24 protein-coding genes are annotated in these 25,257 nt (G+C 69.7%); 18 read left to right on the top strand and 6 right to left on the bottom strand.

The features are described 5' to 3' along the window. Positions 1 to 25 precede the first annotated feature (25 nt). The 13 genes from ACWEVR_RS29465 (at position 26) to ACWEVR_RS29405 (ending at position 14,615) form a co-directional block, all read left to right on the top strand. The gene (locus tag ACWEVR_RS29465; protein ID WP_452469597.1) at positions 26 to 1,177 is read left to right on the top strand and encodes an acyl-CoA dehydrogenase family protein; all 1,152 of its coding nucleotides are present in this window, start codon (positions 26 to 28) and stop codon (positions 1,175 to 1,177) included. Positions 1,178 to 1,193: 16 nt separating this feature from the next. Continuing rightward, positions 1,194 to 1,946: a 3-oxoacyl-ACP reductase FabG gene (gene fabG / locus ACWEVR_RS29460; protein ID WP_452469596.1), complete on the top strand. Its 753-nt coding sequence runs from the start codon at positions 1,194 to 1,196 to the stop codon at positions 1,944 to 1,946. 15 nt (positions 1,947 to 1,961) lie between these two features. Further along, positions 1,962 to 3,119 (top strand): acyl-CoA dehydrogenase family protein, encoded by a 1,158-nt coding sequence (locus ACWEVR_RS29455; protein WP_452469595.1) that lies wholly within the window; start codon positions 1,962 to 1,964, stop codon positions 3,117 to 3,119. Beyond that, entirely contained in the window at positions 3,119 to 4,315 is a 1,197-nt protein-coding gene (gene pcaF, locus ACWEVR_RS29450) for a 3-oxoadipyl-CoA thiolase (RefSeq protein WP_452469618.1), read from the top strand. The genes ACWEVR_RS29455 and pcaF overlap by 1 nt, the downstream gene beginning before the upstream one ends. 292 nt (positions 4,316 to 4,607) lie before the next feature. Further along, a complete protein-coding gene (locus tag ACWEVR_RS29445; RefSeq protein ID WP_452469594.1) occupies positions 4,608 to 6,101 on the top strand; it encodes a long-chain-fatty-acid--CoA ligase in 1,494 nt (497 codons plus the stop codon). Between the two features lie 139 nt (positions 6,102 to 6,240). Next, complete coding sequence (locus ACWEVR_RS29440) at positions 6,241 to 6,603, top strand: VOC family protein (protein ID WP_208115299.1); 363 nt, start codon at positions 6,241 to 6,243, stop codon at positions 6,601 to 6,603. Between the two features lie 65 nt (positions 6,604 to 6,668). Further along, complete coding sequence (locus tag ACWEVR_RS29435; RefSeq protein ID WP_084456314.1) at positions 6,669 to 7,664, top strand: helix-turn-helix transcriptional regulator; 996 nt, start codon at positions 6,669 to 6,671, stop codon at positions 7,662 to 7,664. Further along, a complete protein-coding gene (locus tag ACWEVR_RS29430; RefSeq protein WP_452469593.1) occupies positions 7,661 to 8,638 on the top strand; it encodes a helix-turn-helix transcriptional regulator in 978 nt (325 codons plus the stop codon). Before ACWEVR_RS29435 ends, ACWEVR_RS29430 begins: the two co-directional genes overlap by 4 nt. After that, positions 8,635 to 9,663, top strand: coding sequence for a 2-dehydropantoate 2-reductase (locus tag ACWEVR_RS29425; protein WP_452469592.1), 1,029 nt, complete (start codon positions 8,635 to 8,637; stop codon positions 9,661 to 9,663). The genes ACWEVR_RS29430 and ACWEVR_RS29425 overlap by 4 nt, the downstream gene beginning before the upstream one ends. A 92-nt stretch (positions 9,664 to 9,755) precedes the next feature. Further along, positions 9,756 to 10,022 carry a Sec-independent protein translocase subunit TatA gene (gene tatA / locus ACWEVR_RS29420; RefSeq protein WP_067492102.1) on the top strand — a complete coding sequence of 89 codons (267 nt, stop codon included), beginning with the start codon at positions 9,756 to 9,758 and terminating at the stop codon, positions 10,020 to 10,022. Positions 10,023 to 10,117: 95 nt separating this feature from the next. Further along, the gene (tatC, locus tag ACWEVR_RS29415) at positions 10,118 to 11,071 is read left to right on the top strand and encodes a twin-arginine translocase subunit TatC (protein ID WP_452469591.1); all 954 of its coding nucleotides are present in this window, start codon (positions 10,118 to 10,120) and stop codon (positions 11,069 to 11,071) included. 3 nt (positions 11,072 to 11,074) lie between these two features. Continuing rightward, positions 11,075 to 13,777, top strand: a complete 2,703-nt coding sequence (locus ACWEVR_RS29410) for a DEAD/DEAH box helicase (RefSeq protein ID WP_452469590.1) — start codon at positions 11,075 to 11,077, stop codon at positions 13,775 to 13,777. An 88-nt stretch (positions 13,778 to 13,865) separates the two neighbouring features. Continuing rightward, positions 13,866 to 14,615 carry a DUF4333 domain-containing protein gene (locus ACWEVR_RS29405; protein WP_452469589.1) on the top strand — a complete coding sequence of 250 codons (750 nt, stop codon included), beginning with the start codon at positions 13,866 to 13,868 and terminating at the stop codon, positions 14,613 to 14,615. A gap of 79 nt (positions 14,616 to 14,694) precedes the next feature. Here the strand turns inward: ACWEVR_RS29405 and ACWEVR_RS29400 are convergent, their stop codons facing one another. Further along, a complete protein-coding gene (locus ACWEVR_RS29400; protein ID WP_452469588.1) occupies positions 14,695 to 15,669 on the bottom strand; it encodes a 5'-3' exonuclease in 975 nt (324 codons plus the stop codon). A 153-nt stretch (positions 15,670 to 15,822) separates the two neighbouring features. Here ACWEVR_RS29400 and ACWEVR_RS29395 point away from each other — a divergent pair, with 153 nt between their 5' ends. Then, a complete protein-coding gene (locus tag ACWEVR_RS29395; protein WP_452469587.1) occupies positions 15,823 to 16,950 on the top strand; it encodes a M24 family metallopeptidase in 1,128 nt (375 codons plus the stop codon). Between the two features lie 11 nt (positions 16,951 to 16,961). Here ACWEVR_RS29395 and ACWEVR_RS29390 read toward each other — a convergent pair whose 3' ends face one another. Then, on the bottom strand, positions 16,962 to 17,360 hold the full coding sequence (locus ACWEVR_RS29390; RefSeq protein WP_452469586.1) for a PPOX class F420-dependent oxidoreductase: 399 nt from the start codon (positions 17,358 to 17,360) through the stop codon (positions 16,962 to 16,964). A 122-nt stretch (positions 17,361 to 17,482) separates the two neighbouring features. On the opposite strand from ACWEVR_RS29390, the gene ACWEVR_RS29385 reads away from it, so the two are divergent. From ACWEVR_RS29385 to ACWEVR_RS29375, 3 genes are all read left to right on the top strand, one after another. After that, positions 17,483 to 18,238 carry an SDR family NAD(P)-dependent oxidoreductase gene (locus tag ACWEVR_RS29385; RefSeq protein ID WP_452469585.1) on the top strand — a complete coding sequence of 252 codons (756 nt, stop codon included), beginning with the start codon at positions 17,483 to 17,485 and terminating at the stop codon, positions 18,236 to 18,238. A gap of 202 nt (positions 18,239 to 18,440) precedes the next feature. Beyond that, the gene (gene cbiE, locus ACWEVR_RS29380) at positions 18,441 to 19,676 is read left to right on the top strand and encodes a precorrin-6y C5,15-methyltransferase (decarboxylating) subunit CbiE (protein WP_452469584.1); all 1,236 of its coding nucleotides are present in this window, start codon (positions 18,441 to 18,443) and stop codon (positions 19,674 to 19,676) included. A gap of 503 nt (positions 19,677 to 20,179) precedes the next feature. Continuing rightward, positions 20,180 to 20,932, top strand: coding sequence for a cobalt-precorrin-6A reductase (locus ACWEVR_RS29375; protein WP_452469617.1), 753 nt, complete (start codon positions 20,180 to 20,182; stop codon positions 20,930 to 20,932). A 2-nt stretch (positions 20,933 to 20,934) separates the two neighbouring features. On the opposite strand, the gene ACWEVR_RS29370 is transcribed toward ACWEVR_RS29375, so the two are convergent. The 4 genes from ACWEVR_RS29370 to ACWEVR_RS29355 all read right to left on the bottom strand — a co-directional run bounded on the left by ACWEVR_RS29370 (position 20,935) and on the right by ACWEVR_RS29355 (position 24,255). Then, positions 20,935 to 21,477, bottom strand: coding sequence for a PadR family transcriptional regulator (locus ACWEVR_RS29370; protein ID WP_452469583.1), 543 nt, complete (start codon positions 21,475 to 21,477; stop codon positions 20,935 to 20,937). Positions 21,478 to 21,570: 93 nt separating this feature from the next. After that, positions 21,571 to 23,136 (bottom strand): precorrin-2 C(20)-methyltransferase, encoded by a 1,566-nt coding sequence (locus ACWEVR_RS29365; protein WP_452469582.1) that lies wholly within the window; start codon positions 23,134 to 23,136, stop codon positions 21,571 to 21,573. Continuing rightward, positions 23,133 to 23,768 (bottom strand): precorrin-8X methylmutase, encoded by a 636-nt coding sequence (locus tag ACWEVR_RS29360; RefSeq protein ID WP_452469581.1) that lies wholly within the window; start codon positions 23,766 to 23,768, stop codon positions 23,133 to 23,135. The genes ACWEVR_RS29365 and ACWEVR_RS29360 overlap by 4 nt, the downstream gene beginning before the upstream one ends. 49 nt (positions 23,769 to 23,817) lie before the next feature. Beyond that, positions 23,818 to 24,255 (bottom strand): Lrp/AsnC family transcriptional regulator, encoded by a 438-nt coding sequence (locus ACWEVR_RS29355; RefSeq protein WP_067492196.1) that lies wholly within the window; start codon positions 24,253 to 24,255, stop codon positions 23,818 to 23,820. 129 nt (positions 24,256 to 24,384) lie between these two features. Between ACWEVR_RS29355 and ddaH the strand changes: the two genes are divergently transcribed. After that, on the top strand, positions 24,385 to 25,236 hold the full coding sequence (ddaH, locus tag ACWEVR_RS29350) for a dimethylargininase (RefSeq protein ID WP_452469580.1): 852 nt from the start codon (positions 24,385 to 24,387) through the stop codon (positions 25,234 to 25,236). The last annotated feature ends 21 nt before the right edge of the window (positions 25,237 to 25,257 follow it).

Raw genomic sequence — 25,257 nt, 5'->3', positions numbered from 1 at the left:
ACGCTGTTTGGTTCAGGAGTGTCCTGTGGATTTCCAACTCTCGTCGGCGCACAGTGATCTGCGCGATCTCGCCCGCAGCTGGGTGGACAAGGAGGTCGTACCGCATGCGACGCGGTGGGACCGGGAGGAATCGGTCGACCCGGCGATCGTGGGCAAACTCGGCGCGATGGGATTCCTCGGCATCGGGATCGACGAGGAATTCGGTGGTTCCGGTGGCGACATGCTCGCCTACTGCGTGCTGCTCGAGGAGTTGGGTCGCGGCGACAGCGCGGTGCGCGGCATCGTGTCGGTCTCGCTCGGCCTGGTCGGCAAGTCGATCGCGGCTTATGGCACCGAGGAGCAGAAGCGCCGGTTCCTGCCGTCGCTGTGCGAGGGCGAGCGGCTCGGCTGTTTCGCGCTGACCGAGCCGGGCACCGGCTCCGACGCGGCGGGCCTGGTCACCCGGGCGACCCGCGAGGGCGACGACTGGGTCATTTCCGGTACCAAGATCTTCATCACCAACGGCACCTGGGCCGACATCGCCCTGGTGTTCGCTCGCACCGGCGGTCCGGGCCCGAAGGGAATCACCGCGTTCCTCGTGCCCACCGACGCGCCGGGTTTCGGCCGGACCGAGATCAAGGGCAAACTCGGGCTGCGTGGCCAGGCCACCGCCGAACTCGTCCTCGACGGCGTGCGTGTCTCCGACGCGAATCGGTTGGGAGAACTCGGCCAGGGATTCCGTATCGCGATGGGCGCGCTGGACAAGGGCCGCATCGGCGTCGCCGCGGGGTGCGTGGGTGTGGCGCGGGCCTGCCTGGAGGCGTCGGTGCGTTACGCCGGTGAACGCGAGCAGTTCGGGAAACCGATCGCGGGCTATCAGCTCGTGCAGGAACTGCTGGCCGACATCGCGGTGGAGACCGAGGCCGCGCGACTGCTCGCCTGGCGCGCGGCCGACCTCGTCGACCGGGGTGAGCCGTTCGGTACCGCCGCCTCGATGGCGAAGCTGTTCGCCTCCGAAGCCGCGGTGAAAGCGGCGAACAACGCCATCCAGGTGTTCGGCGGGTACGGCTACATCGACGAATACCCCGTCGCCAAATATCTGCGCGACGCCCGCGTGCTCACCCTCTACGAGGGCACGACCCAGATCCAGAAACTGCTCATCGGCCGCGCCCTCACCGGCGTTAACGCCATTGTCTGACACAGGAGTACGACTCATGCCCTCGAGAACTGCCTTCGTGACCGGGGCCGCGCGCGGTATCGGCGCGGCGACCGCGGCGCGCCTGGCCGAGGCCGGCTGCGCGGTGGCGGTGGTCGACCTCGACCCCGACGCCGCGAAGCTGGCCGCCGGAAAGATCAACGCCGCGGGTGGCACCGCGATCGGCATCGGCTGCGATGTGTCCGACGAGGCCCAGGTCGCCGACGCGGTCGCCCGGACCGTCGCCGACCTCGGGTCCCTCGATGTGCTGGTGAACAACGCGGGCGTGCTGCGCGACAACCTGCTGTTCAAGATGTCGGTCGACGACTGGGACACCGTCATGTCCGTGCACCTGCGCGGCGCGTTCCTGTGCAGCCGAGCCGCGCAGAAACACATGGTGGACAACAGAAGTGGGGCCATCGTCAACACCTCGAGTGTGTCGGCGCTCGGCAACCGCGGCCAGGCCAACTACGCCGCGGCCAAAGCAGGCATCCAGGGACTCACCCGGACGCTGGCGATGGAACTCGGCCCGTTCGGTATCCGGGTCAACGCGGTGGCGCCGGGCTTCATCGCCACCGAGATGACCGCGGCCACCGCCGAACGCATGGGTGTGAGCGCCGAGGACTTGCAGGCGAAGACCGCCGAGATCACCCCGTTGCGGCGCGTCGGCACCCCCGCCGACATCGCGAACGTGGTCGCGTTCCTGGCCTCCGACGACGCCGGATTCGTCACCGGGCAAACCATGTACGTCGACGGCGGACGCCGTCTCTGAATCGCGGAGATCATCATGCAGCGAACAGTTTTCACCGACGAGCACGAAGCGTTCCGTAAGACGGTGCGCGCGTTCATCGAGTCGCGGGTCGTTCCCGTGTACGACCAGTGGTACGAAGCGGGCATCGTGCCGCGCGAGTTCTACCGCGAGCTGGCCGAGCTGGGTGTGTTCGGGATCGAAGTGCCCGAGGAATACGGTGGCGCCGGTATCGAATCGTTCAAGTTCCAGGCCGTCCTGCTCGAGGAAACGGCCCGTGCGGGTGTGTCTTTCGGTGGCTCGGGTGTGCACGTGGGGCTGTGCCTGCCCTACCTGAAGAACCTCGCCACCGAGGAACAGAAGCACCGCTGGCTGCCGGGTTTCGTGTCGGGCGAGATCATGTTCGCCATCGCCATGACCGAACCGGGCACCGGCTCCGACCTCGCCGGAATGCGCACGACCGCCCAGTTGGCCGAGGACGGTACGCATTACGTGCTCAACGGCGCGAAGACGTTCATCACCGGCGGGGTACACGCCGACCGCGTGATCGTCTGCGCGCGGACCGCGCCGCCCTCGGATACCGATCGCAGACACGGGATCTCGCTGTTCGCGGTCGACACGACCTCTCCGGGATACGCGGTCGGGCGCAAACTGGACAAGCTCGGGCTGAAGGTGTCCGACACGGCGGAACTGTCCTTCACCGATGTGCGGGTGCCGGTGTCGGATCTGCTGGGCGAGCCGCACCAGGGTTTCGATTACCTGGGGCAGAACCTGCCCCAGGAACGGCTGTCGATCGCGCTCGGTGCCTACGCGCAGGGGAAGGCGGCGATCCGGTTCGCCCTCGAATACACGAGGGACCGCAAGGTTTTCGGTCAGCCGGTGGCGCAGTTCCAGAACACCAAGTTCGAGCTGGCCGCCTGCCAGGCCGAGGTCGACGCGGCCGAAGCGGTGGTGGATCGGGCCCTCGACGCGCTCGACAGCGGCGAGCTCAGCCCCGCCGACGCCGCGTCGGCCAAACTGTTCTGCACCGAGGTGGCCTCGCGAGTGATCGACCGCTGCCTGCAACTGCACGGCGGCTACGGCTACATCACCGAATACCCGGTGGCGCGCTTGTACGCCGACAACCGGGTGAACCGGATCTACGGCGGCACCAGCGAGGTGATGAAGATGATCATCGCCAAGAACATGGGTCTGTGATGGCCACCGCGTATCTGGTCGACGGTGTGCGAACTCCCTTCGGCCGCTACGGTGGCGCACTGGCCGAGGTGCGGCCCGACGACCTGGCCGCCCACGTGATTTCCGCTCTGGTGCAAAGGTTTCCCGCTGTGGACTGGGCAGCCGTCGACGATGTGGTGTTCGGCTGCGCCAATCAGGCGGGTGAGGACAACCGTAACGTCGCGCGGATGGCGGCGCTGCTGGCCGGGCTGCCGGTCAGCGTGCCGGGCGTCACCGTGAACCGTCTGTGCGCCTCAGGGCTGGACGCGGTGGGGTACGCGGCACGCGCGATCCGGGCCGGAGATGCCGATCTTGTGATCGCCGGCGGGGTCGAGTCCATGACGCGGGCACCCTATGTGCTGCCCAAAAGTGCCGTGCCCTGGGATCGCTCGACCCAAGTGGCCGATACCACCCTCGGCTGGCGACTGGTGAATCCGCGCCTGCACGAGCGGTACGGCACCGACACCATGCCCGAGACGGCCCAGCACGTCGCCGACGAGCACGGCGTGTCCCGCGCCGATCAGGACGCCTTCGCCCTGCGCTCGCAGCAGCGGGCGGCGACCGCGATCGCGCGCGGGCGACTCGCCCGCGAGATCACCCCGGTCCCGGTCACGCAGCGGCGGGGCGAACCGGTCGTCGTCGAGCGCGACGAACATCCGCGCGAGACCAGCGCCGACAAACTCGCCGCCCTGCCACCGGTGGTGGCGGGGGGCTCGATCACCGCGGGCAACTCCTCGGGCATCAACGACGGTGCCGCGGCGGTCCTGCTCGCCTCCGAAGCCGCCGTACACCGCTACGGTCTCACCCCGCTCGCCCGCGTAGGTGCGGTCGCGGGGGCGGGCGTGCCGCCGCGCACGATGGGCATCGGTCCGGTTCCGGCGGTCGGCAAGCTACTCGCCCGAACGGGTCTCGGCATCGGTGACATCGACGTGGTCGAGCTCAACGAGGCCTTCGCCGCCCAGGCGCTCGCGGTGGTGCGGGCGCTCGGTCTGCCCGACGACGCCGAGCACCTCAACCCGAACGGCGGGGCGATCGCCCTCGGCCATCCGCTCGGGGCAAGCGGCACCCGGCTGGCACTCACCGCGGCGATCGAACTGGCCGAACGCGACGCGCACCACGCGATCGCCACCCTGTGCGTCGGTGTGGGCCAAGGTCTGGCCGTCCACCTGCACCGATGACCCGCCCGCACAACAGTCGGTCGTGTCGCCCTCCGATCGCGCCTGACACGCCCGCACCCGGGCGAAACATCCCGGCCGGCACGCACAGCTGCCCGACCCGCGTAGCACCGGCCTGAGCGGCCTCGATGTCGGACACCGTCGTGCAACCCGACGGCCCAACCCAGCCCCACCCGCAATCCATGACGATCCCGACCCGGTCGGAGTCAGTTATCGCCCATCACCGCAACAACGTCCGCTCGCACCAGCGGGTTCGGACAACACCTCGCCGACGCCGTCGAACCCAGGAGCCCCCGTGAACGCCACCCTCTCTCTGGCGAGCATCCTCGCCGAACCCGCCCGCCGCCGCCCCGAGCACCTCGCCCTGATCGAGGGCGAACACCGCATCACCTTCGCCGATCTGTGGCGGCAAGCCCGCGCGCAGGCCGCAGCGCTGATCGCGCGTGGTGTCAAACCCGGTGACCGGGTGGCGCTGCTGTGCCCGAACACCGCCGACTTCCCGCGTGCCTACTTCGCCGTGCTGGCCGCCGGTGCGACCGTGGTGCCGGTGCATCTGCTGCTCACCGCACCGGAGATGGAATACGTCCTGCGCGACAGCGGCGCCCGCCTGCTGATCTGCCACCCGATGGTCGCGCAGACCGGTGGCGAGGCCGCGCGGGCCGCCGGAATCGAGGTGGTGGCGCCGCAAGACCTTGTCGGCGAGCCGATCCCGAACTTCGTCGCGCGTGGGCCGCTCGACACGGCCGTGGTGTTCTACACCAGCGGCACCACCGGCACCCCCAAGGGCGCCGAGCTGAGCCATCTCAACATGGTGATGTGCGCGACGGTGAACACCTTCGACGCCAACGAGATCCACCGCGACGACATCGCCCTCGGCGCCTTGCCACTGTTCCATGTGTTCGGGCAGACCGTGTCGATGAACTCGCACTGGCGCGTCGGCGGCACCCTGGTACTGATGCCGAGATTCGACGCCGCGCAGGCGATCGCATTGATGACGGCCGAACGGGTCAACCTCTTCCACGGGGTGCCGACCATGTACCTGTCGCTGATCGAGGCCGCCGCGACCGCGACCGGGCTCCCGGCGCTGAAGCTCTGTGTCAGCGGCGGTGCCGCACTGCCGGTGTCCGTGCTCGAGGAGTTCGAACGGCTCTTCCGGGCGCCCGTGCTCGAAGGGTACGGCCTGTCGGAGACCTCACCGACGGCCGCGGTGAATCAGCCGGTGTACGGAACCGAGGCAGGCACCGTCGGGCACCCGGTATGGGGTGTCGACGTGGAGATCGCCGACCCGGACATCGCCGACCGCATCGAGCTGCTGCCGGCAGGCGAGGTCGGGGAAGTGGTGGTCCGCGGACACAACGTGTTCAGCGGCTACACCGGCAAGCCCGAGGCGACCGCCGCCGCCGTGATCGACGGCTGGTTCCGCACCGGCGACCTCGGCACCCGCGACGAGACCGGCCGGATCCGCATCGTCGACCGCATCAAGGAGATGATCCTGCGCGGCGGTTTCAACGTGTACCCGACGGAGGTCGAGGCAGCACTGATGCGGCATCCACACATCGCCCAGGTGGCTGTCATCGGGGTGCCCGACGAGCACTACGGCGAGGAGATTGTCGCCGTAGTCGTGCCCGACGGCGAGGTGAGCGAGCAGGAGGTGATCGACTTCGCCAGATCCCGGGTCGCCAAGTACAAGTACCCGCGTCGCGTCGAGTTCGTCACCGAACTCCCGCTCGGCCCGACGCACAAAGTGCTCAAGCGGGAGCTGCGGCAGCGCTTCGGCTCCGGAGAATGAGCGACGCCACGTAGATTCGGCGTGATCGCCCGGCGGCCCTTGCGTTTCCGGGTGAGATCCGGGCCGGTGGCGAGAAGCCGTTCGTCGTGCCACGCTGTCGGAGGACAGGTACTTCTCGCCATCGACGCAGGAGGTATGGATGAAGCTGGCCGCCGTCACGATCGACTGCCCCGACCCGGATGCGCTCGCCGAGTTCTACGCGCGGGCAACCGGCTTCGAACGCAGCCCCGACTCCGATCCCGAGTACATCGAGCTGACCGGCCCGAACGGAGTGTCGCTCGGCTTCGAGCGCGTCGCCGACTACCGCCCACCGCAGTGGCCGGGACAGCAGACACCCCAGCAGTGCCACCTCGATTTCGCGGTCCCGGACCTCGACGAAGGCGAAGCCCGGCTGCTGACGCTCGGCGCCACCAAAGCCGAGGTGCAACCGGAACCGGATCGCTGGCGCGTCCTCATCGATCCGGCGGGACACCCGTTCTGCTTGGTGATCGACGGGGCCTGAGGCCGGTCGACGGCAATCGTGCGCCGACGCGCGAGCCGACGCCCTCGACCATTACCCTCTATCGGGTGGCGATATCCAAGGTCGAGCGGCTGATGAATCTGGTCATCGCGCTGTTGTCGACCCGGCAGTTCCTGAGCGCGGAACGTATCCGTGACAGCGTGGCAGGTTACGAGGAGTCCGCGACCGACGAGGCGTTCAGCCGGATGTTCGAGCGCGACAAGAACGAACTGCGCGACCTCGGCATCCCGCTGGAAGTAGGTCCGGTTGGTCGCTTCTCGACGCTGGAGGGCTACCGGATCAATCGCGACGCCTACGAACTGCCCGATATCGACCTGTCCAGCGAGGAAGCCGCCGCCGTCGCGGTCGCCGTGCAGATGTGGGCGTCGCCCGAACTGGCCGGTGCCGCCGAAGGCGCATTGCTGAAGTTGCGGGCGGCCGGCGTCACCGTGGAGACCGACAACGTGGGTGTCTCGGTGCCCGCGGTGCCCGCCCGTACGCGAGGCTCCGAACCGGTGCTGCGCGAACTGCTCGCCGCCATCGACGCGGGGCAGGCGGTGCGGTTCGGGCACCACAGCGCCGTCACCGACCCGTTCGTCACCCGCGATGTCGAACCGTGGGGTGTCGTCACCCGCCACGGTCGCTGGTACCTCGTCGGCCACGATCGGGAACGCGACGCGGTGCGCACGTTCCGGCTCTCGCGGATCGGGGGCGAGGTTAAGGCGTACGGACCGGTCAACGCGGTCCACAAACCGGCCGACGCCGACCTGCGCGCCATCGTCGACCGGGTCACCGGCGACGCGCCTGTCACCGGGACGGCCACCGTGTGGGTCGCCAAGGGTCGCGGCCGCGAACTGCGCCGCATCGGCACCGAGGTCGACACCCGTGACCTCGGCGGCCGCCCGGGCTCGGTGCTCGAGGTCCCGGTGCGCTCACGCGACTGGGTGGCCCGGCTCATCACCGGCCTCGGCCCCGATGTGCTGGTGCTCGATCCACCGGAATTGCGCGCCGACGTGATGAACCGGCTACGGTCGGTACTGGACCACACGGAGGTGACATCGTGAGTTCGCGCCTGTCCCTACGACTTTCACGCCTGCTGAACATGGTGCCCTACCTGCTCGCGCACCCCGGCATCAGCGCCGCCGAGGCCGCCGCCGAGCTGGGCGTCACCACCAAGCAGCTGATGAGCGACCTCAACCAGCTGTGGATGTGCGGGCTGCCCGGCTACGGCCCCGGCGACCTCATCGACCTGTCGTTCTCCGAGGAGAGCATCGATGTCACCTTCTCGGCCGGCATCGAACGCCCGCTGCGCCTGACCTCCACCGAGGCCACCGCACTGCTGGTGGCGCTGCGCTCGATCGTCGAGATGCCGGGCATGGTCGACCCGACCGCCGCGCACGCCGCGATCGCCAAGATCGAATCCGCCATCGCGGGCGGCGATGTCAGTCGCCCGCCCGCGCAGGTACCCGTCGAACGCCCGGTGGTGGCCACCGTGCGCGCCGCCCTCGCCGACGCGCACGCACTGCGCCTGGTCTACTACTCGGCCAGCCGCGACGAGGTCTCCGAACGCGTCGTCGACCCGATCAGGGTCGTGCTCGTCGACAACAACAGCTACCTGCAGGCCTGGTGCCGCCAGGCCGAAGGCGTCCGGCTGTTCCGGTTCGACCGCATCGAGGACGCTACCGAACTCGACGAACCGGCCCGTCCGCCGAGCCACGCCGCCGCCGACGCCGCCGCGCTCGACCTGTTCCAGGACGACCCCGACGTTCCGCTCGCCCGCTTACGCATCCGCGCGGACTACGCCTGGGTGCTCGACCAGTACCCGATGCACCGCATCCGGTCGCGCCCCGACGGCAGCATCGAAGCGGGGATGCGATTCGCCTCGGCCGACTGGATGGCACGGCTGCTGCTCGGGTTCGGCACCGGCGTGAGTGTGCTCGGACCGCCCGAACTGGTCTCGGCGGTGCGTGAGCGCGCCGATGCCGCCCTGGCCGCCTACGCGGCGGCCGGACTGCTGGGGGAGACCGAACCCGCGTGAGTCAGCGAGTCCTCGTCCTCGGCGCGGGTAGCGTCGGGGTTTTCGTCGGTGGTCAGCTGGCCGCGGCGGGTATGGAAGTCATCTTCGTCGGACGTCAGCGGGTCCTCGACGACATCGCCGAACACGGCCTGCGCCTGACCGACCTCGACGGCGGCGCCACCGAAGTGGGCCCCGACCGGTTCGGGCTGGCGCTCGCCCCCGACGAGCCCGAACGCGCCGACCTCGTCCTGGTCACCGTGAAATCCGCCGACACGGCCGCCGCCGCGCGCGCCGTCGCGGGGCGATTACGCCCGGGCACCCCGGTGGTGAGCCTGCAGAACGGCATCGGCAACGACACCGTCATCCGCGAGATCCTGCCGACCAGTGTGGTCCTGGCGGGCATGGTGATGTTCAACGTGGTGCACCGGGGCGAGGGCCGGTTCCACCGGGCCAGCGAGGGTGTCGTCGCCATCCAGGACGACCCGGTCGTCGACCGGTTCGCCGACCGCTTCCGCGAGGCCGGCCTGCCGCTACGCCGCCACCGTGACCTGCGGCCCGTCCAGTGGGCCAAACTCCTGCTCAACCTGAACAACCCGATCAACGCGCTGTCGGGCAGGCCGCTGCGCGAGGAACTGGCCGACCGCGACTACCGGCGCTGCCTCGCCCTCACTCAGTCCGAAGCCCTCGCGGTGATGAACACTGCGCGAATTCGGCCCGCTCAGCTCACCCCGGTGCCACCGGAACTGATGGTGCATCTGCTGCGCGTTCCCGACTCGCTGTTCCGGCGGGTGTTCGGCCGGGTCCTCGCCATCGACCCGGTGGCGCGGTCGTCGATGGCCGACGACCTGGCCCGTGGCAAACGCACCGAAATCGCCTGGCTGTGTGGGGAAATCGTGCGCCTCGGCGAGATGGTCGGACGGCCGACACCGGTCAACCGCAGGCTCGTGGAACTGATCCGGGCCGCCGAAACCGGCGACGAACGACGCTTCAGCGGCAGCCGCCTGTTCGCCGAACTGACCGCCGCCGCACGCGCCGTCGCCCGTTGAACGGGTGGCGAACACCTCCACGGGCGCGGGTCCACGAAACTCCGCGCACAGGTAGCATCGGTAATCACCACAGTCTTTGGAGGTAACTCATAATGGGAACGTTCAGCTGGTCGCACCTGCTGATCATCGCGCTGCTGTTCGTCCTGCTCTTCGGTGCGAAGCGGCTGCCGGACGCGGCGCGCGGTCTCGGCCGGTCGCTGCGGATCTTCAAGAGCGAGGTCGGGCAGATGCAGGCCGAGTCCTCGGCCACGACCACCGCGCCCACCGACGCGGCGCCACAGCAGCAGCTGCCCGCCTCGGCTCCGCAGGTCCAGGCCACCCCGGTCGCGCAGCCGCAGCCGCAGCACAAGACGCTCTGACCCACGCATTCACCCCGGGGCGGTAGCGGCCGCTCCGGGGCGCCGTGCTGTTTGCCGAGCATCCGCCGAACCGAGGGTTAGAGGCCACACCAACCATGCGCATCCCGTTCGATCCACGGCGCAGCAAGCGCAGGACGAATCCCGACGGCACCATGTCGTTGGTCGAGCACCTGCAGGAGCTGCGCACCCGGTTGCTGCTCGCCCTCGCCGCCATCGCGGTCACCACCCTGCTCGGCTTCTTCTGGTACGCCACCCCGCTGTTCGGGCTCGACAGCCTCGGCGAGATCCTGCGCGGCCCCTACTGTGAGCTGCCCGCCTCCGCCCGCGCCACCCTCACGCCCGACGGCGCCTGCCGACTGCTCGCGACCGGGCCGTTCGAACAGTTCATGCTCCGCCTGAAGGTCGGTTTCACCGCCGGTGTGGTGCTGGCCGCGCCGTTCTGGCTGTATCAGCTGTGGGCGTTCATCACCCCCGGCCTCTACGCCAAGGAACGCCGGTACGCCTTCGGGTTCGTCGGTGCGGGATCGGTGCTGTTCGTCACCGGCGCCGTGCTCGCCTACGTCGTCGTGTCGCACGCCCTGTCGTTCCTGCTCACCATCGGTGACAACGTGCAGATCACCGCGCTCAGCGGTACGCAGTACTTCGGGTTCATCATCCAGCTGCTCATCATCTTCGGTGTCAGCTTCGAGACGCCGCTGATCGTCATCGGGCTCAACCTCGTCGGCGTGCTGCCGTACGCGAAGCTCAAGGCGTGGCGGCGCGGCATCGTGTTCGGCCTGTTCGTTTTCGCCGCGATCGTCACCCCGCAGGACCCGTTCTCGATGCTCGCGCTCGCGCTGGCACTGACCGTGCTGTTCGAGCTGGCGGTGCAGTTCGCCCGGTTCAACGACGCGCGCCGGGCCAGGCGTGCGGCCGCCGACGGCCTGGCCGGGCTGTCCGACGACGAGGCTTCCCCGCTCGGCACCCCCGATCCGGTCGCGCCGTGCGGACCCGTCGAGGACGCACGGAAAACAGAGCGACCGGTGTCGGACTACTCCGATACGCTCTGAGATGTGACCGATTCTCCCGCGCGGACCAGCGAGTTGGCGCAGTTCGCCAGCGAAATCTCGTTCGACCTCGACCCCTTCCAGCGCACCGCGTGCGAGGCCTTGGAAGAGGGGCACAGCGTGCTGGTCTGCGCACCCACCGGTGCGGGTAAGACCATCGTCGGCGAGTTCGCCGTGCACCTGGCTCTCGCCTCCGGCGGCAAGTGCTTCTACACCACGCCGATCAAGGCGCTGTCGAACCAGAAGTTCGCCGACCTCACCGCCCGCTACGGTCGCGACAGCGTCGGCCTGCTCACCGGCGACCAGTCCATCAACCCCGACGCGCCCGTGGTCGTGATGACCACCGAGGTGCTGCGCAACATGCTCTACGCCTCCTCCGACGCGCTGCGCGGACTGTCGTACGTCGTCATGGACGAGGTGCACTACCTGGCTGATCGGTTCCGCGGCGCGGTGTGGGAGGAAGTGATCCTGCATCTGTCGCCCGATGTGCGCCTGGTGAGCCTGTCGGCGACGGTGTCGAACGCCGAGGAGTTCGGCGCGTGGATGGAGACCGTGCGCGGCGACACCGCGGTGGTGGTCGACGAGACGCGGCCGGTGCCGCTGTGGCAGCACGTGATGGTCGGTAAGCGGATGTTCGACCTGTTCGACACGAAATCCAGCGATCAGAAGGTCCTCGTCGACGAGGACCTGGTCCGGTTCATCCGCCAGCGCGAGGCCAGTGACCGCATGCACGGGTACGGCGGTCCGCGCGGCCGCGGCGCCCGTGGCAATTTCCGGCCGTTGCCGCGCCCGGAGGTGCTGTCCCGCCTCGACGAGGAAGGGCTGCTGCCCGCCATCACCTTCATCTTCAGCCGGGCAGGCTGCGACGGCGCGCTGGCCCAATGCCTGCGTGCCCGGCTCGATCTGAGCAGGCCGGGCGACGCCGAAATCGTCGACGAGATCATCGAAAAACACACCGGCGACCTGCCCAAGGCCGATCTCGAGGTGCTCGGGTACTGGGAATGGCGCGAGGCGCTGCAGCGCGGGCTCGCCGCCCACCACGCGGGCATGCTGCCCGCCTTCCGGCACACGGTGGAGGAACTGTTCGTCAAGGGCCTCGTGCGGGCCGTGTTCGCCACCGAGACCCTTGCCCTCGGTATCAACATGCCCGCCCGCACGGTGGTGCTCGAGCGCCTGGTGAAGTTCAACGGCGAGACGCACGCCGAACTCACCCCCGGCGAGTACACCCAGCTCACCGGTCGCGCGGGCAGGCGCGGTATCGATGTCGAAGGCCACGCGGTGGTGCTGTGGCAGCCCGAGGTCGACACCAGCGCGGTCGCCGGTCTGGCCTCCACCCGCACCTACCCGCTGCGCAGTTCCTTCCGGCCCGGCTACAACATGTCGATCAACCTGATCGACCGGATGGGCGCCGAAGACGCCCGCAACCTGCTGGAACGGTCCTTCGCCCAGTTCCAGGCCGACCGCTCGGTGGTCGGGCTGGTGCGCGGTATCGAGAAGAACCAGGGCGCGTTGCGCAAGCTGGAGAGCCAGCTCGGCGGCGTCGACGGTGACTTCATGGAGTACCTGTCGCTGCGGGACCGGATCAAGCAGCGCGAGCGCGACATCCAGCAGCAGGGCCGGGCCGACCGGCGCGGCGCCGCCGTGCGCGCGCTGATCGAATTGCGGCGCGGCGATGTGGTCGCGATCCCGTCGGGCAAGCGTGCGGGGCTCGCGGTGATCCTCGAACCCGATCAGACCCCGGGCGATCCACGACCCCTGGTGTTGACCGAAGACCATTGGGCCGGAAGGATTTCCGCCGCCGACTTCCCCGTGCCCGCCGAACCCCTCGGGCATATGCGGTTGCCGCGGCGGGTCGACCACCGCACCGCCCGCATCCGCCGCGACCTCGCCTCGGCCCTGCGCGGAACCGGCATCTCGGCGCCCGGCCGTGGCAGGCGCAGGCGCAACGATCACGCCCGCGCGGGCGAGGACCGTCAGCTGGCCACCCTGCGCCGCAGCCTGCGCGCCCACCCCGCCCACAGCAGGCCCGACCGCGAACAGCTCAGCCGTATCGGCGAGCGCTACGCGCGGCTGGCCCGCGAGACCGAGTCGATGCGCCAGAAGGTTGCCGCGACGACGAATTCCCTCGCGCGCACCTTCGACCGCATCGTCGGCCTGCTCGAGGAACGCGGTTTCGTCGAGCACGGTGAAGTGACGCCCGACGGCAGGCGGCTGGCCCGCATCTACGCCGAAAGCGACCTGGTCGTCGCGGAATGCCTGCGGCAGGGGCTGTGGCGCGGACTCGGTCCGGCCGAGCTCGCCGGAGTGGTGTCCGCGCTGGTGTACGAATCGCGGCAGGAGTCCGGCTTGCTCACCGCGCACGGCCCGACCGACCCCATCCGGCGCGCGGTCGCCGCGACCATCGAGGTGTGGGGGCAGTTGCGTGCCGACGAGGCGAGGCACAAGCTGCCGCCCACCCGCGAACCCGACCTGGGATTCGTGAACGGGGTGTACAAGTGGGCGCGCGGTGACGCGTTGGCCGAGGCGTTGCTGGCCAGCGGCGATCAGAGCAGCGTGATGTCGGCGGGCGACTTCGTGCGCTGGTGCAGGCAGGTGATCGACCTGCTCGACCAGATCCACAACACCGCCGACGACACCGAGATCGCGAGCACCGCGGCCAAAGCCGTGCGTGCCGTCCGACGGGGTGTCGTCGCGGTGGACGCCGCGTAGATGTTTCGTCTGTGATTTGATTTCCTGGCGTAGCCGGCCTGGCGCGGGGGGCTACCGTGTGTACAACTATGCGAGTGGAGGCGAGTGGATGAGCGGCCCGTACGGACCGAACGGCCCAGGGGAGGGGAGCAACGATCCCACCCAGCACTGGGGGGGTCAGCAGGGGGCCGGTGGCGCCGGTCCCACCCAGCACTGGGGTGGTGCGGCACAGCCGCCGCAGCAGCCGCCCCAGGGCGCCCAGCCGACCCAGCAGTGGGGTGACCCCAACGCCGGACAGCAACCGCAGCAGCAGTGGGGCCAACCCCAGCAGCCGCAGCAGCAGTGGGGTCAGCCGCAGCAACCCCAGCAGCCGCAGCAGTGGGGCCAGCCGCAGCCGCAGCAGCCGACGGGTCCGCAGCAGCAGTGGGGTCAGACCCAGCCGCCGCCGCAGGACTGGAACGCGCAGCAGCCCGCGGGCGCCCAGCAGTGGGGCCAGCAGCCGCAGCAGCAGTGGGGTCAGCAGCCGCAGCAGGGTCCCGGCGGCAAGGGTAAGGGCAAGGGCCTGATCATCGGCCTCGTCGTGGCCGGCGTGCTGGTGATCGCCGCCGTGGTCGGCCTGCTGCTCGTCGTGTTCTCGGCCGACGAGCTCGATCAGTCGGCGGTGCAGGACGGTGTCTCCTCGGTGCTCACCGGCTCCTACGGCATCGCGGACGTCTCCGATGTGTCGTGCCCGTCGGGTCAGAAGGTCGAGGTCGACGCGACCTTCACCTGTGACCTGAAGGTCAGCGGTGAGGACAAGAAGGTCACCGTGAAGATCACGAAGGAAGACGGTACCTACGAGGTCGGCCGCCCCAACTAGGCTGTCGTACCGCGGTTTTCAGCCTACCGCCAGGTGGTTTCCGGGCCGCCCGCACTGCATGCGGGCGGCCCGGCGTCGTTCACGCGGTGTGCGCGGCGGCCAGCGCCGCGATCAGCCGGGTGATCGGGCTCTCGGCGTTGTAGGCGGCCGCGAGTTCGCGCAGCCGCTGCGGGTCGGCGGGAACCGCGGGCAGGGCGTCGGGCCCCGACAGCTCGACATCGGCATCGCAGACCACCCGGACCACCGGTGCGGCGGCTTTCAGATAGTCCTGTGCGGCAACGAGTTTGGCCCGCACACCCTTGGCGAGATCGGAAGCGGGATCGTCGACGGCGGCCATCAGGGCGTCGAGGGAGCCGAACCGGGAGATGAGCTGGGCGGCGGATTTGTCGCCGATGCCCGCCACACCCGGCAACCCGTCGGAGGCGTCGCCACGCAAGGTGGCCATATCGGCGTAGGCGGGCCCCGCATCGACCACGGGCACACCGTATTTCGCGGACACCTCGGCGGGCCCGTACAGCTCGGCCTTGGCCAGGCCACGGCCCGCGTAGAGCACCCGCACCGGCGGTGCCGGGTCGTCGCGGACCAGTTGCAGCAGGTCGCGGTCGCCGCTGACGACCACCACGGAATCGGTGCGCTCGCGGTGGGCGAGAGTGCCGAGGACGTCGTCGGCTTCGAGCCCCTCGGCGCCGCCGGTGGCGATCCCGGCCGCCGCGAGCACGTCCAGGATCATCGGCACCTGCGGGGTGAGAGTGTCGGGAACCTCCTCGGCGCCGGGCGTGGCCGTACTGCTGGTGTCGAGGCGGTGCGCCTTGTACGACGGCACGAGCGCCACCCGGAACGGCGGGCGCCAGTCCAGGTCCAGCCCGACGACGAGCCTGCTCGGCCGGTGTTTGGTGATCAGCGAGGCGACCATGTCGGTGAAACCGCGCACCGCGTTCACCGAGCGGCCGTCGGCGCCGCGCAGTTTGTCCGGGATCGCGTAGTAGGCGCGGAACCACAGGCTGGCGCCGTCGAGGATCAACAGGGGTCCACGGGTGCTCTCGGCAACGGTCACCCGGTGATTGTGCCCTGTGGCTCCGACAGGTGAGCGAGATCGGTGCCGCGTCGGCCGTCGCGCTGGGCGGCTGTTGTGGTGCGTTCGCCCGAGATCGCACGTCGTGCGGGCGAATCTGTGTGTCACGCGGCGCGGCGGGTAACGTCGGAGACTATGAGCGCGCACACGAATGCCAGGTTCGCGGCGGATGTCTACGGTCAGCGGCTCGAGCGGGCGGTGGAATTGATGCGCGCGGCGCATCTGGACGCCCTGCTCATCACCCCCGGCCCCGACCTGCGGTACCTCGTCGGTTCCGATGCCGAATCGTTCGAACGGCTCACCTGCCTGGTGATCACCGCCGACGGCGCGACACCGTCGATTATCGTGCCGAAGCTCGAACTCGCCGCGCTCGACGGCTCGGCGGCCGGGGAACTGGGTCTGCGGATCCTCGACTGGGTCGACGGCGTCGATCCGTACCAGCTGGTTCGTTCCACCCTGCATGCCGGTTCACGCATCGCCGTCGCCGACGCCATGCCCGCCCTGCACTTGATTCCGCTGGCCGAGCAGACCACGGGGCTGCCGTCCTCGGCCACTCCGGTGCTGCGCCAGTCGCGGATGATCAAGGACGAGGCCGAGATCGACGCCTTACGCCGTGCTGGCGCCGCGATCGACCGCGTGCACGCCCGGATGGGCGAGTTCCTGCGGGCGGGCCGCACCGAGGCCGAGGTGCATGCCGACATCGAGGCGGCGATCGTCGAGGAGGGGCACACCGAGGCGGAGTTCGTCATCGTCGGCAGCGGCCCGAACGGTGCCATCCCACACCACCTCTTCTCCGACCGTGTCATCGAACAGGGCGACGTGGTGGTGATCGATATCGGCGGACCGGTGACGCCCGGCTACTACTCCGATTCCACCCGCACCTATGTGCTCGGCGAGCCGCGGAAGCAGGTAGCCGAGCGGATGGCGTTGCTCGAGGCGGCGCAGGCGGCGGCAGTGGCCGCCGTGCGACCCGGCGTCACCGCCGAATCCATCGACGCCGCCGCCCGCACCGTGCTGGCCGACGCGGGTCTGGGCGATGCGTTCGTGCATCGCACCGGGCACGGCATCGGCTTGTCGGTGCACGAGGAGCCCTACATCGTGGCGGGCAACGACCTGGTGCTCGAGCCGGGCATGGCGTTCAGTATCGAACCGGGCATCTACTTCCCCGGGCAGTGGGGTGCGCGCATCGAGGACATCGTGGTCGTCACCGAGGACGGCGTCGAGTCCATGAACCAGCGCCCGCACGGCCTGACCGTGTTGTAAACGGCCACAAGCTATTTGAGCGTGCTCGACGACAGCACCCGGCGCACCTGGATCGCGACGACCACGCGCGTCGGGTTCTCGCGCGGCACCCGGTAGCGCTCGGTGTAGCGGCGCACGGCCTCGGCGACGTCGTCGGCGTCGGTCAGCACGGTGGCCGGCCCTTCGAGGGTGAGCCACCGCGCCCCGTCGACCTGGCTGACGGCCGCGTACCCACCCCGCGCGGCATTACGGGCCTTCACCGACGCGCCGTCGGTGATCACCCGCGCGATGCCGCTGTCCGCGTCCCAGGTGAACCCGACAGCGACGACGTGCGGTGTGCCGTCCGCCCGCAGGGTGGTGAGGGTGGCCAGGTGCCGCTCGGTGACGAACGCGAGGGCGGCGGGGGAGAGTTGTGTGGTCGCGGTGGGCATGTGTTCGACGCTAGTCCGTCAGCACGCAAGCCCGGTCGGCGGGCGCTACACCCAGGCGCTCGCGCTTCGTGATCGCGGGGCGGCCCGGTGGCGGCGGTGATCCGGGATGACAGACTGGGCGCATGGGTAAGCAGCAGGCGAACCAGGGGCCGGTTCTGGTCTTGGGTGGGCGCAGTGAGATCGGGCTGGAAGTGGCGCGCAGGCTGGCACCGGATCGGGTGGTGATCCTCGCGGCCCGCCGCTCCCACGCGCTGGCCGCCGAGGTCGAGCAGGTGCGCGCGGCCGGGGCGACCACGGTGCACACGGTCGAATTCGACGCCGACGACATCCCGACGCACGCCACTCTGCTCGAGAAGGTCGCCGCCGAACACGGAGGCATCGCCACGGCCGTCCTGGCTTTCGGTGTGCTCGGCGACCAGGCCCGCGCCGAACAGGACCCCGACCACGCGGTCGCTGTCGTGCACACCGATTACGTCGCCCAGGTCAGCGTCCTGACCACGCTCGCGAATCTGATGCGGGCGCAGGGCAGCGGTCAGATCGTCGTGTTCAGCTCCATCGCCGGCGTGCGGGTACGGCGCGCGAACTACGTCTACGGTTCGGCCAAGGCGGGCCTCGACGGTTTCGCCAGCGGCCTCGGCGACGCCCTGCACGGAACCGGCGTCCAGTTGCTGCTGGTCCGATCGGGTTTCGTCATCGGCCGCATGACCGAGGGCATGGACCCCGCGCCCATGGCCAGCACCCCCGACCAGGTCGCCGACGCCGTCGTCCGCGCCTTGAACAAGGGCGCCACCCGAGTCGCCGTCCCCGGCCGCCTAGCGCTGGCCTTCTTCGTCATGCGCCTTCTGCCGCAGTCCATCTGGCGCCGGATGCCACGGTGATTGCCGCCCCGATGGTCCCCTGCGCGCGTGTCGCTTCGGCGCCGGATGCTGCGATGACCTCGGCTTCGATGGCGCGGCGTGCGCGCCCCGGTTCGGCGCCGTATGTCGCGGTGGCTGCCGTCCCGACGGCCCGGCGTGAGCGCATCGACACTGCTCTGCGTGCGACAACGATAGTCCGCTCGCAGACGGGTGGGGTACCCCGATGACTAGTGCGGCGTGGTCGGGTGTCCCGATCCGCGTGGTGGGTATCGGCGCGGACGGGTGGGGTGGCCTGGGGGAGCGGGCCAAAGCGGCAGTCGAGGACAGCGAAGTGGTGTTCGGGTCGCCGCGACAGCTGGCGCTGGTACCGGACGGGAAGTTCGAGCGAATCCCGTGGCCGACACCCCTGCTGCCCGCTCTCCCGGATCTGCTTGCCCACCACAGCGGTCGGCGGCTCACCGTGCTCGCCAGCGGCGATCCCATGTTCTACGGCATCGGTGCCACCCTGGCCCGCATCGTCGGACCCGGCGCGCTCGACGTGTACCCGCAACCGTCGTCGGCGTCGCTGGCGTGCGCCCGGCTCGGCTGGCCGCTGGCCGAGACCCCGGTGGTGAGTGTGGTCGCCCGACCGCTCACCACGGTGCTGCCGGAACTGGCCGACCGCCGTCGAATTCTCGTCCTGAGCGAGAACGAATCGACCCCTGCCGCGCTGGCGAAACTGCTGCGTGACAACGGTTTCGGTGCTTCCACGCTGACCGTGCTCGAACAGCTCGGCGGCGAGAACGAATGCCTGCGTACCGGCACGGCCGACGACTGGCAGCACCCCCCGGGTGACCCGCTCAACCTCTGTGCCGTCGACTGCGTGGCCGACCCGCATCACCCGCGCCGCACGAGAATGCCCGGCCTGCGCGACGATTCGTTCACCGGCGACGGCCAGCTCACCAAGGCCGAGGTCCGCGCACTCACCGTCAGCGCCCTCGCCCCGGCCCCCGGCGAACTGCTGTGGGATGTCGGCGGCGGTTCGGGCACCATCGCGATCGAATGGTGCCGTACCCACCCGGCGTGCCGCGCGGTCACCTATGAACGCCTGCCCGCCCGTCGCGATCAGATCGCCACCAACGCGCACGCGCTCGGTGTGCCCGGCATCGCGGTGCGCGGCGCGTTCCCCGACACCCTCACCGACTCCCCGGCGCCCGACGCGATATTCCTCGGCGGTGGACTCACCCAAGACGGCGTTTTCGACGCCTGCTGGCAACGTCTGCGGCCCGGCGGCCGCCTGGTGGCCAATGCGGTGACCGCCGAGTCGGAAACGCTGCTGCTGGGCTGGTGCGCGCGCCACGGTGGGACACTGCGCAAATTTCAGATCTACCGAGGCGAACCGCTCGGCGGATTCACCGCGTGGCGGCCGCAGCTTCCCGTCGCGCAGTGGATCGTCGTCAAACCGCGCGCAAATTCCTGACGGGTCACCCGTCGCTCGCATAACGATGTGCCGGGGTGTGCGCCCCGAATTTGCTCCTTTTCGCGTGAGCGCCCGATGCGACTGTTCAGTCTGCACGTGGTCTCGCGCACCACCGGCCGAACATCGCTCGCACACGGCGTATGTCTCCGATGGCATCGAGATGCTGGGCAATCGCCCAGTGCCGCTGTCGGACTCGAAACCGTTGCCCGGGTCGCCGGTGCGCCCGCACCGTCCACCCGGGCGCGGGCAGCGAACATGCTGGTCAACCGTCCATGTCGGCACCGTACCGATCACGGTCAGATCACGACCAGATCACGGCCGAACGGTGAGTGCATCTGCAAGCTCACCCAGAAAGTTATGCACCGAAGGTGTAACACTTCCCCAACGGGGGTATGGTCGGGCGCGGCCCCGGGCAAAACTCGGAGCCTCGATTTCGATGGACGGAGTTGTATGCGGTGCACCAGGTCGACCACCCCTGACCGGGACGACGTCAGCGGGCAGTCCTGAGAGTTCTGATCCTCGGCGGTACGGGCGAAGCTCGTGAGCTGGCGAACCTGGCGTCCGGTGAGCGTGGAGTCGATATCGTCTCCTCGCTGGCGGGACGTGTCGCCAACCCGCGATTGCCGGTCGGTCCGGTGCGCATCGGCGGATTCGGTGGTGTCGAGGGCCTCCGAACCTGGCTACGCGAGAACCGTATCGATGCCGTCGTGGATGCCACTCACCCCTTCGCGGCCCAGGTCAGTACCCATGCGGCGACCGCGGCCGCCGACCTCGGCCTGCCCGCGCTGCACCTGCGCCGCCCCGAATGGGTGCCGCGCCGGGGCGACCTGTGGACGCGGGTACCCGATCTCGCCGGGGCCGCCTCCGCCCTGGCCGACCGGGGCGAGAACGTGCTGCTCACCATCGGCCGCCAAGGTGTCGGCGCCTTCGCGGGCTGTCGCAGGCAGCGTTTCGTCATCCGATCGATCGACGCGCCGACCGGCGCGCTGCCACCGCGCTACGAATTGCTGCTCGCGCGTGGGCCGTTCACCTTCGACGAGGAGCTGGTGCTGATGTCGCGTCATCGCATCGACGTCCTGGTCACCAAGAACAGCGGCGGCGCGCAGACCGAGGCGAAGATCGCCGCGGCGCGCACGGCAGGCGTGCCGGTCGTCATGATCGAACGCCCACCGCTGCCCGCGGGCGCGAACGTCGTCGACGAGGTCGGCGCCGCCCTCGACTGGTTGCGGCTCGCGACCGCGCACAGCGTTTCCTGAGCTCAGCGCGGCGGTTGCCCGGCAAAGACGGCGGGCAGCTGGTCGAACCACTGCAGCACCGCGCGCTCGTAGCAGATCCCGAATTCGAGAGTGGCGCGCTGGTGGGGCGCCAGAGCGGTCGCGTCCTCGTCGAGATACCGGTCGAGCCGGTCCTGGTGGATGTTGCGGTTGGCGGTGATGATCCGGTCGCGGTGCGCAGGATCGAGGTGCTCGCCGAACGACAGTGTGAGCAGCAATGGCACCCGGATCGTCTCGGCGCCGGGATCGCGGGCGATCCATTCGGCGAACGCCTCCCGCCCGGCCTCGGTGATCCGGTAGGGGATGCGCTCTCGCGCACCTCGTTCACCCTTGGTCACCAGGCCCGCCGTGTCCATCGTGGCGAGTTCGCGGTAGACCTGGCTCTGGGTGATGGTCCAGAAGTCGCCGATGCGTTGCTGGGCGAGAGTCGCCAGGTCCCACCCCGACATCGGACCCTCGTGCAGGAACCCCAGCAGTGAAGCCGCGGTGGAGTTCAGCGGGCGGCGGCGGGTCGCGGTGTCGGTCAACGGTCAACTCCCTTCGAACTACATTCCTATGTGGAATGTTAGGCCAGGGTGGGGATCGCGCCAAGGTTGCCCGTGTCGCGGCGTGTCGCGGGTCTAGGCGTTCTCGTAGCGGCGCGCCGTGAAGACGCGGGTTCCCTCAGGCGTGTCGAAGGCCGTCGTGGTGGATGCGCCGATGATCAGCAGGGTGCGCATGTCGACCTCGTCGGGGTTCAGGTCGGCGAGGGTGACCACCCGCACCGATTCCGTCGGCCCGCCGACATCGCGACCGAGCACCACCGGCGTCTCCGGGTCGCGATGGGTCAGCAGGATCTCGCGCATCGCGCCCACCTGCCAACGTCGCTGCGTGGAGGCCGGATTGTAGATCGCGATCGCCATATCCGCCGCCGCGACAGCCGAAAGCCGTTGCGCCACAACCTCCCACGGCTTGAGCCGATCGGAGAGCGAGATCATCGCGTAGTCGTGGCCCAGCGGTGCCCCGACCCGGCTCGCCACCGCGTTGGCCGCCGTGAGCCCCGGCAGCACCCGCACCGGGACATCCTTGAACTGCGGTTCGGCCGACACCTCGAGCACCGCCGAGGCCATCGCGAACACCCCTGGATCACCGGAGGACACCACGGCGACCCGCGCACCCCGCTTGGCCAGATCGAGTGCCATCGCGGCGCGCTCCGACTCGACCTTGTTGTCGCTGGCGTGCCTGCGCTGGCCGGCCCGCTCGGGGACACGGTTGATGTAGGTGGTGTAGCCGACGAGATCGGTCGCCTCGTCCAGAGCGGCGGTGACCTCCGGCGTGGTCCAGTCGGTTGCACCGGGCCCGAGGCCGACGACCACGACTTCGCCTGTCGCGCTTGCAGATTCGTCGTGCGAACTCGTTTCGGTCGGCGCCGACCCGTCTGTCGGTGCGCCGCGGTGCTGTCCGCCGAGGAGGGACGCGACCCCGGTGGTCGGGGTGGGCCCGGGAACCAGCGTGATCGAGAAGTAGGGCACCTCCGCCTCGTCGACATCGGCGGCCGCGAGTACCCGCTGACGGGTGCTGCTCGCGCGTTCGACGTAGTAGGCGTCGTCGAGTCGACCGGCGTCGGCGAGCGCGCGGCGCACACCGGGGAAGGTGCGTCCCAGCTTCATGATCGCCGCGGCGTCGGTCTCGCGCAGCCGCTCGGTGAGTTCGTCGACGGGCATGGTGCCGGGCAGCACCGTGAGCACCTGCTCGCCTTCCACCAGTGGCGTGCCGAGCGCCGCCGAGGCCGCGCTCACCGAGGTGATGCCGGGGACGATCTCGGCGTGGAACCGGTCGGCCAGGCGGCGGTGCATGTGCATGTACGAGGAGTAGAACAGCGGGTCACCGGCCGCGAGCAGGGCGACATCGCGTCCGGCGGCGAGGTGCGCGGCCAGCCGGGCGGCGGCCTGCTCGTAGAACTCGTCGATCGCGCCCTGGTACCCGCCGGGGTGGTCGGTGGTCTCGGTGGTCACGGGGTAGACGAGGTGCTCTTCGATCTGGCCGGGCCGCAGGTACGGCTCGGCGATGCCACGGGAGATGCTTCGTCCGTGCCTGGCGCTGTGGAAGGCCACCACGTCGGCGGCGCCGATGAGCCGGGCCGCTTTCACCGTCACCAGTTCGGGATCGCCGGGGCCGAGGCCGATGCCCCAGAGTGTGCCGCTCATTCCTGTTCGCTCGCAATCGCGTTCAGCGCCGACGCGGTGATGGCGCTGCCGCCCCGCCTACCGCGCACGGTCAGATATTCGACGCCGCCGAAGTCGATCAGCGCCTGCTTGGATTCGGCCGCGCCGATGAAACCGACGGGGATACCGATGATCGCGGCGGGTCGCGGTGCGCCGGCGTCGAGCATGTCGAGCAGGTGGAACAGCGCGGTCGGGGCATTGCCGATGGCGACCACCGCGCCGTCGAGTTCGGCGCGCAGCAGTTCGAGCGCGGCGACCGAGCGGGTGTTGCCCATGCTCGCGGCCAGCTCGGGAACGCGCGGATCGGTGAGGTTGCACAGCACCGGGTTGTCGGCGGGTAGCCGCTTGCGGGTGACGCCCGAGGCGACCATGTTGGCGTCGCAGATGATCGGTTTGCCCGCCCGCAACGCGGTGCGCGCGGCCGCGACCACACCGGGGGTGTAGGCGATGTCGCCCGCCAGGTCGACCTGTCCGCACCCGTGGATCATGCGCACCACCACGCGCTCGACATCGGCGGGGAAACCGGCGAGGTCGGCTTCGGCGCGGATGGTCGCGAACGAGCGCCGATAGATCTCGGCCCCGTCGGTGAGGTAGCTGGTGCGCACGTCGGACATGCGCACAACCCTAGAACCTGGCCGCGACGTGGTGTTCGGCGCGGTCGGCTCAGGTGCGTGGGCGCTCGAGGATGCGCGACATCACCAGCGAACTCCTGGTGCGCCCGACACGCGCGTTCTCCCTGATCCGCTCCACGGTCACCTCGATCTCGGCCATGTCGGTGGCCATCACGTGCACCAGCGCGTCGGCCTCGCCCGCGATGGTGCACACTCCGACGACCTGCGGGATCGGTTCCAATGTCCGGCGCAGTTCGGCGGGGGAGATGTTGTCGCGGTAGTACACCTCCACGTACGCCTCGGTGGTCCAGCCGAGGGCGGCCGGATTGACCAGGGCGGTGAACCCGGTGATCTGCCCACCCGCCACCATCTTGTCCACCCGCCGCTTCACCGCGGGCGCCGACAATCCGACGGTCGAGCCGATCTCGCCGAAGGTCGCGCGTGCGTTCTTCAGCAGGGCGGCGAGAATGCGGCGGTCGATGTCGTCCATGGGGGTCCTCTCACGCAATGGATCGCCATTTTCCCATCGATACACGCAATGAATCGGTGTTCCCTACGCAACGCGACGACATTTACCGTCGAGGCGTCGATTCGCGCCGCGCAGCCACCGGGAGTCCTGATGACCGCCGTCCTTCCCCTTCCCTCCTCGACTCCGGCGCGGGTGGCCACCCCGCGCCGCTTCGTGATGTGCCGACCGGACCACTTCGAGGTCACCTACGCGATCAATCCGTGGATGGACCCGGCGGCGCCGGTGGACCGGGCGCGGGCGCTGTCGCAGTGGGAGATCCTGCGCGCGCTGCTCGAACAGCACGGGCATTCGGTGGAGACCGTGCCCGGTGAGCCGGGCCTGCCCGACATGGTGTTCGCTGCCAACAGCGCGATCGTGATCGGCGGTCGTGCGTTGTCGGCCCGTTTCGCCCATCCCGAGCGGCAACCGGAGGGCCCGGCGTTCCACCGCTGGTTCGCGGCGCGGGAGTTACGCGAGTTGGCGGTGGCGGCCGAAACCAACGAGGGGGAGGGCGATTTCACGTTCGCGGGCGAGCGGATCCTGGCCGGAATGGGATTCCGCTGCACCGCGGCGGCCCACGCCGAGGTGCAACGGTTCTTCGGCCTGCCCGTGCTCTCGCTCGAACTGACCGACCCCCGCTTCTATCACCTCGACACCGCGCTGATGTGCCTCGACGAGACCACCATCGCCTACTACCCAGGGGCCTTCGGCCCGCAGGCCCGCGAGGCACTGGCCGTCCATTACCCGGACGCGATCCTGGCCACCGAGGCCGATGCCCTGTCCTTCGGCCTCAACGGAGTGAGCGACGGCCGCCACGTCTTCCTCGACCCGGGCGCGACCGGGCTGATCGCGGCCCTGCGCGAGCGGGGTTTCGAACCGGTCCCGGTCGACATGTCCGAGCTGCGCAAAGGTGGTGGCGGCGTGAAGTGCTGCGTCCTCGAACTGCACACACCCCGCCCCTGAACCGGCCGGGGAGCACTGGGC

The sequence above is a fragment of the Nocardia sp. NPDC003979 genome (assembly GCF_053605015.1).
This window is presented reverse-complemented; position numbering and strand designations above follow the sequence as displayed.

What these genes read in the sequence shown, in the direction of transcription:
- fabG (WP_452469596.1), top strand. Translation starts at nt 1,194, where the DNA reads ATGCCCTCGAGAACTGCCTTCGTGACCGGGGCCGCGCGCGGTATCGGC.
- ACWEVR_RS29455 (WP_452469595.1), top strand. Translation starts at nt 1,962, where the DNA reads ATGCAGCGAACAGTTTTCACCGACGAGCACGAAGCGTTCCGTAAGACG.
- pcaF (WP_452469618.1), top strand. Translation starts at nt 3,119, where the DNA reads ATGGCCACCGCGTATCTGGTCGACGGTGTGCGAACTCCCTTCGGCCGC.
- ACWEVR_RS29440 (WP_208115299.1), top strand. Translation starts at nt 6,241, where the DNA reads ATGAAGCTGGCCGCCGTCACGATCGACTGCCCCGACCCGGATGCGCTC.
- tatA (WP_067492102.1), top strand. Translation starts at nt 9,756, where the DNA reads ATGGGAACGTTCAGCTGGTCGCACCTGCTGATCATCGCGCTGCTGTTC.
- tatC (WP_452469591.1), top strand. Translation starts at nt 10,118, where the DNA reads ATGCGCATCCCGTTCGATCCACGGCGCAGCAAGCGCAGGACGAATCCC.
- ACWEVR_RS29405 (WP_452469589.1), top strand. Translation starts at nt 13,866, where the DNA reads ATGAGCGGCCCGTACGGACCGAACGGCCCAGGGGAGGGGAGCAACGAT.
- ACWEVR_RS29395 (WP_452469587.1), top strand. Translation starts at nt 15,823, where the DNA reads ATGAGCGCGCACACGAATGCCAGGTTCGCGGCGGATGTCTACGGTCAG.
- ACWEVR_RS29390 (WP_452469586.1), bottom strand. Translation starts at nt 17,360, where the DNA reads ATGCCCACCGCGACCACACAACTCTCCCCCGCCGCCCTCGCGTTCGTC.
- ACWEVR_RS29385 (WP_452469585.1), top strand. Translation starts at nt 17,483, where the DNA reads ATGGGTAAGCAGCAGGCGAACCAGGGGCCGGTTCTGGTCTTGGGTGGG.
- cbiE (WP_452469584.1), top strand. Translation starts at nt 18,441, where the DNA reads ATGACTAGTGCGGCGTGGTCGGGTGTCCCGATCCGCGTGGTGGGTATC.
- ACWEVR_RS29365 (WP_452469582.1), bottom strand. Translation starts at nt 23,136, where the DNA reads ATGAGCGGCACACTCTGGGGCATCGGCCTCGGCCCCGGCGATCCCGAA.
- ACWEVR_RS29360 (WP_452469581.1), bottom strand. Translation starts at nt 23,768, where the DNA reads ATGTCCGACGTGCGCACCAGCTACCTCACCGACGGGGCCGAGATCTAT.
- ACWEVR_RS29355 (WP_067492196.1), bottom strand. Translation starts at nt 24,255, where the DNA reads ATGGACGACATCGACCGCCGCATTCTCGCCGCCCTGCTGAAGAACGCA.
- ddaH (WP_452469580.1), top strand. Translation starts at nt 24,385, where the DNA reads ATGACCGCCGTCCTTCCCCTTCCCTCCTCGACTCCGGCGCGGGTGGCC.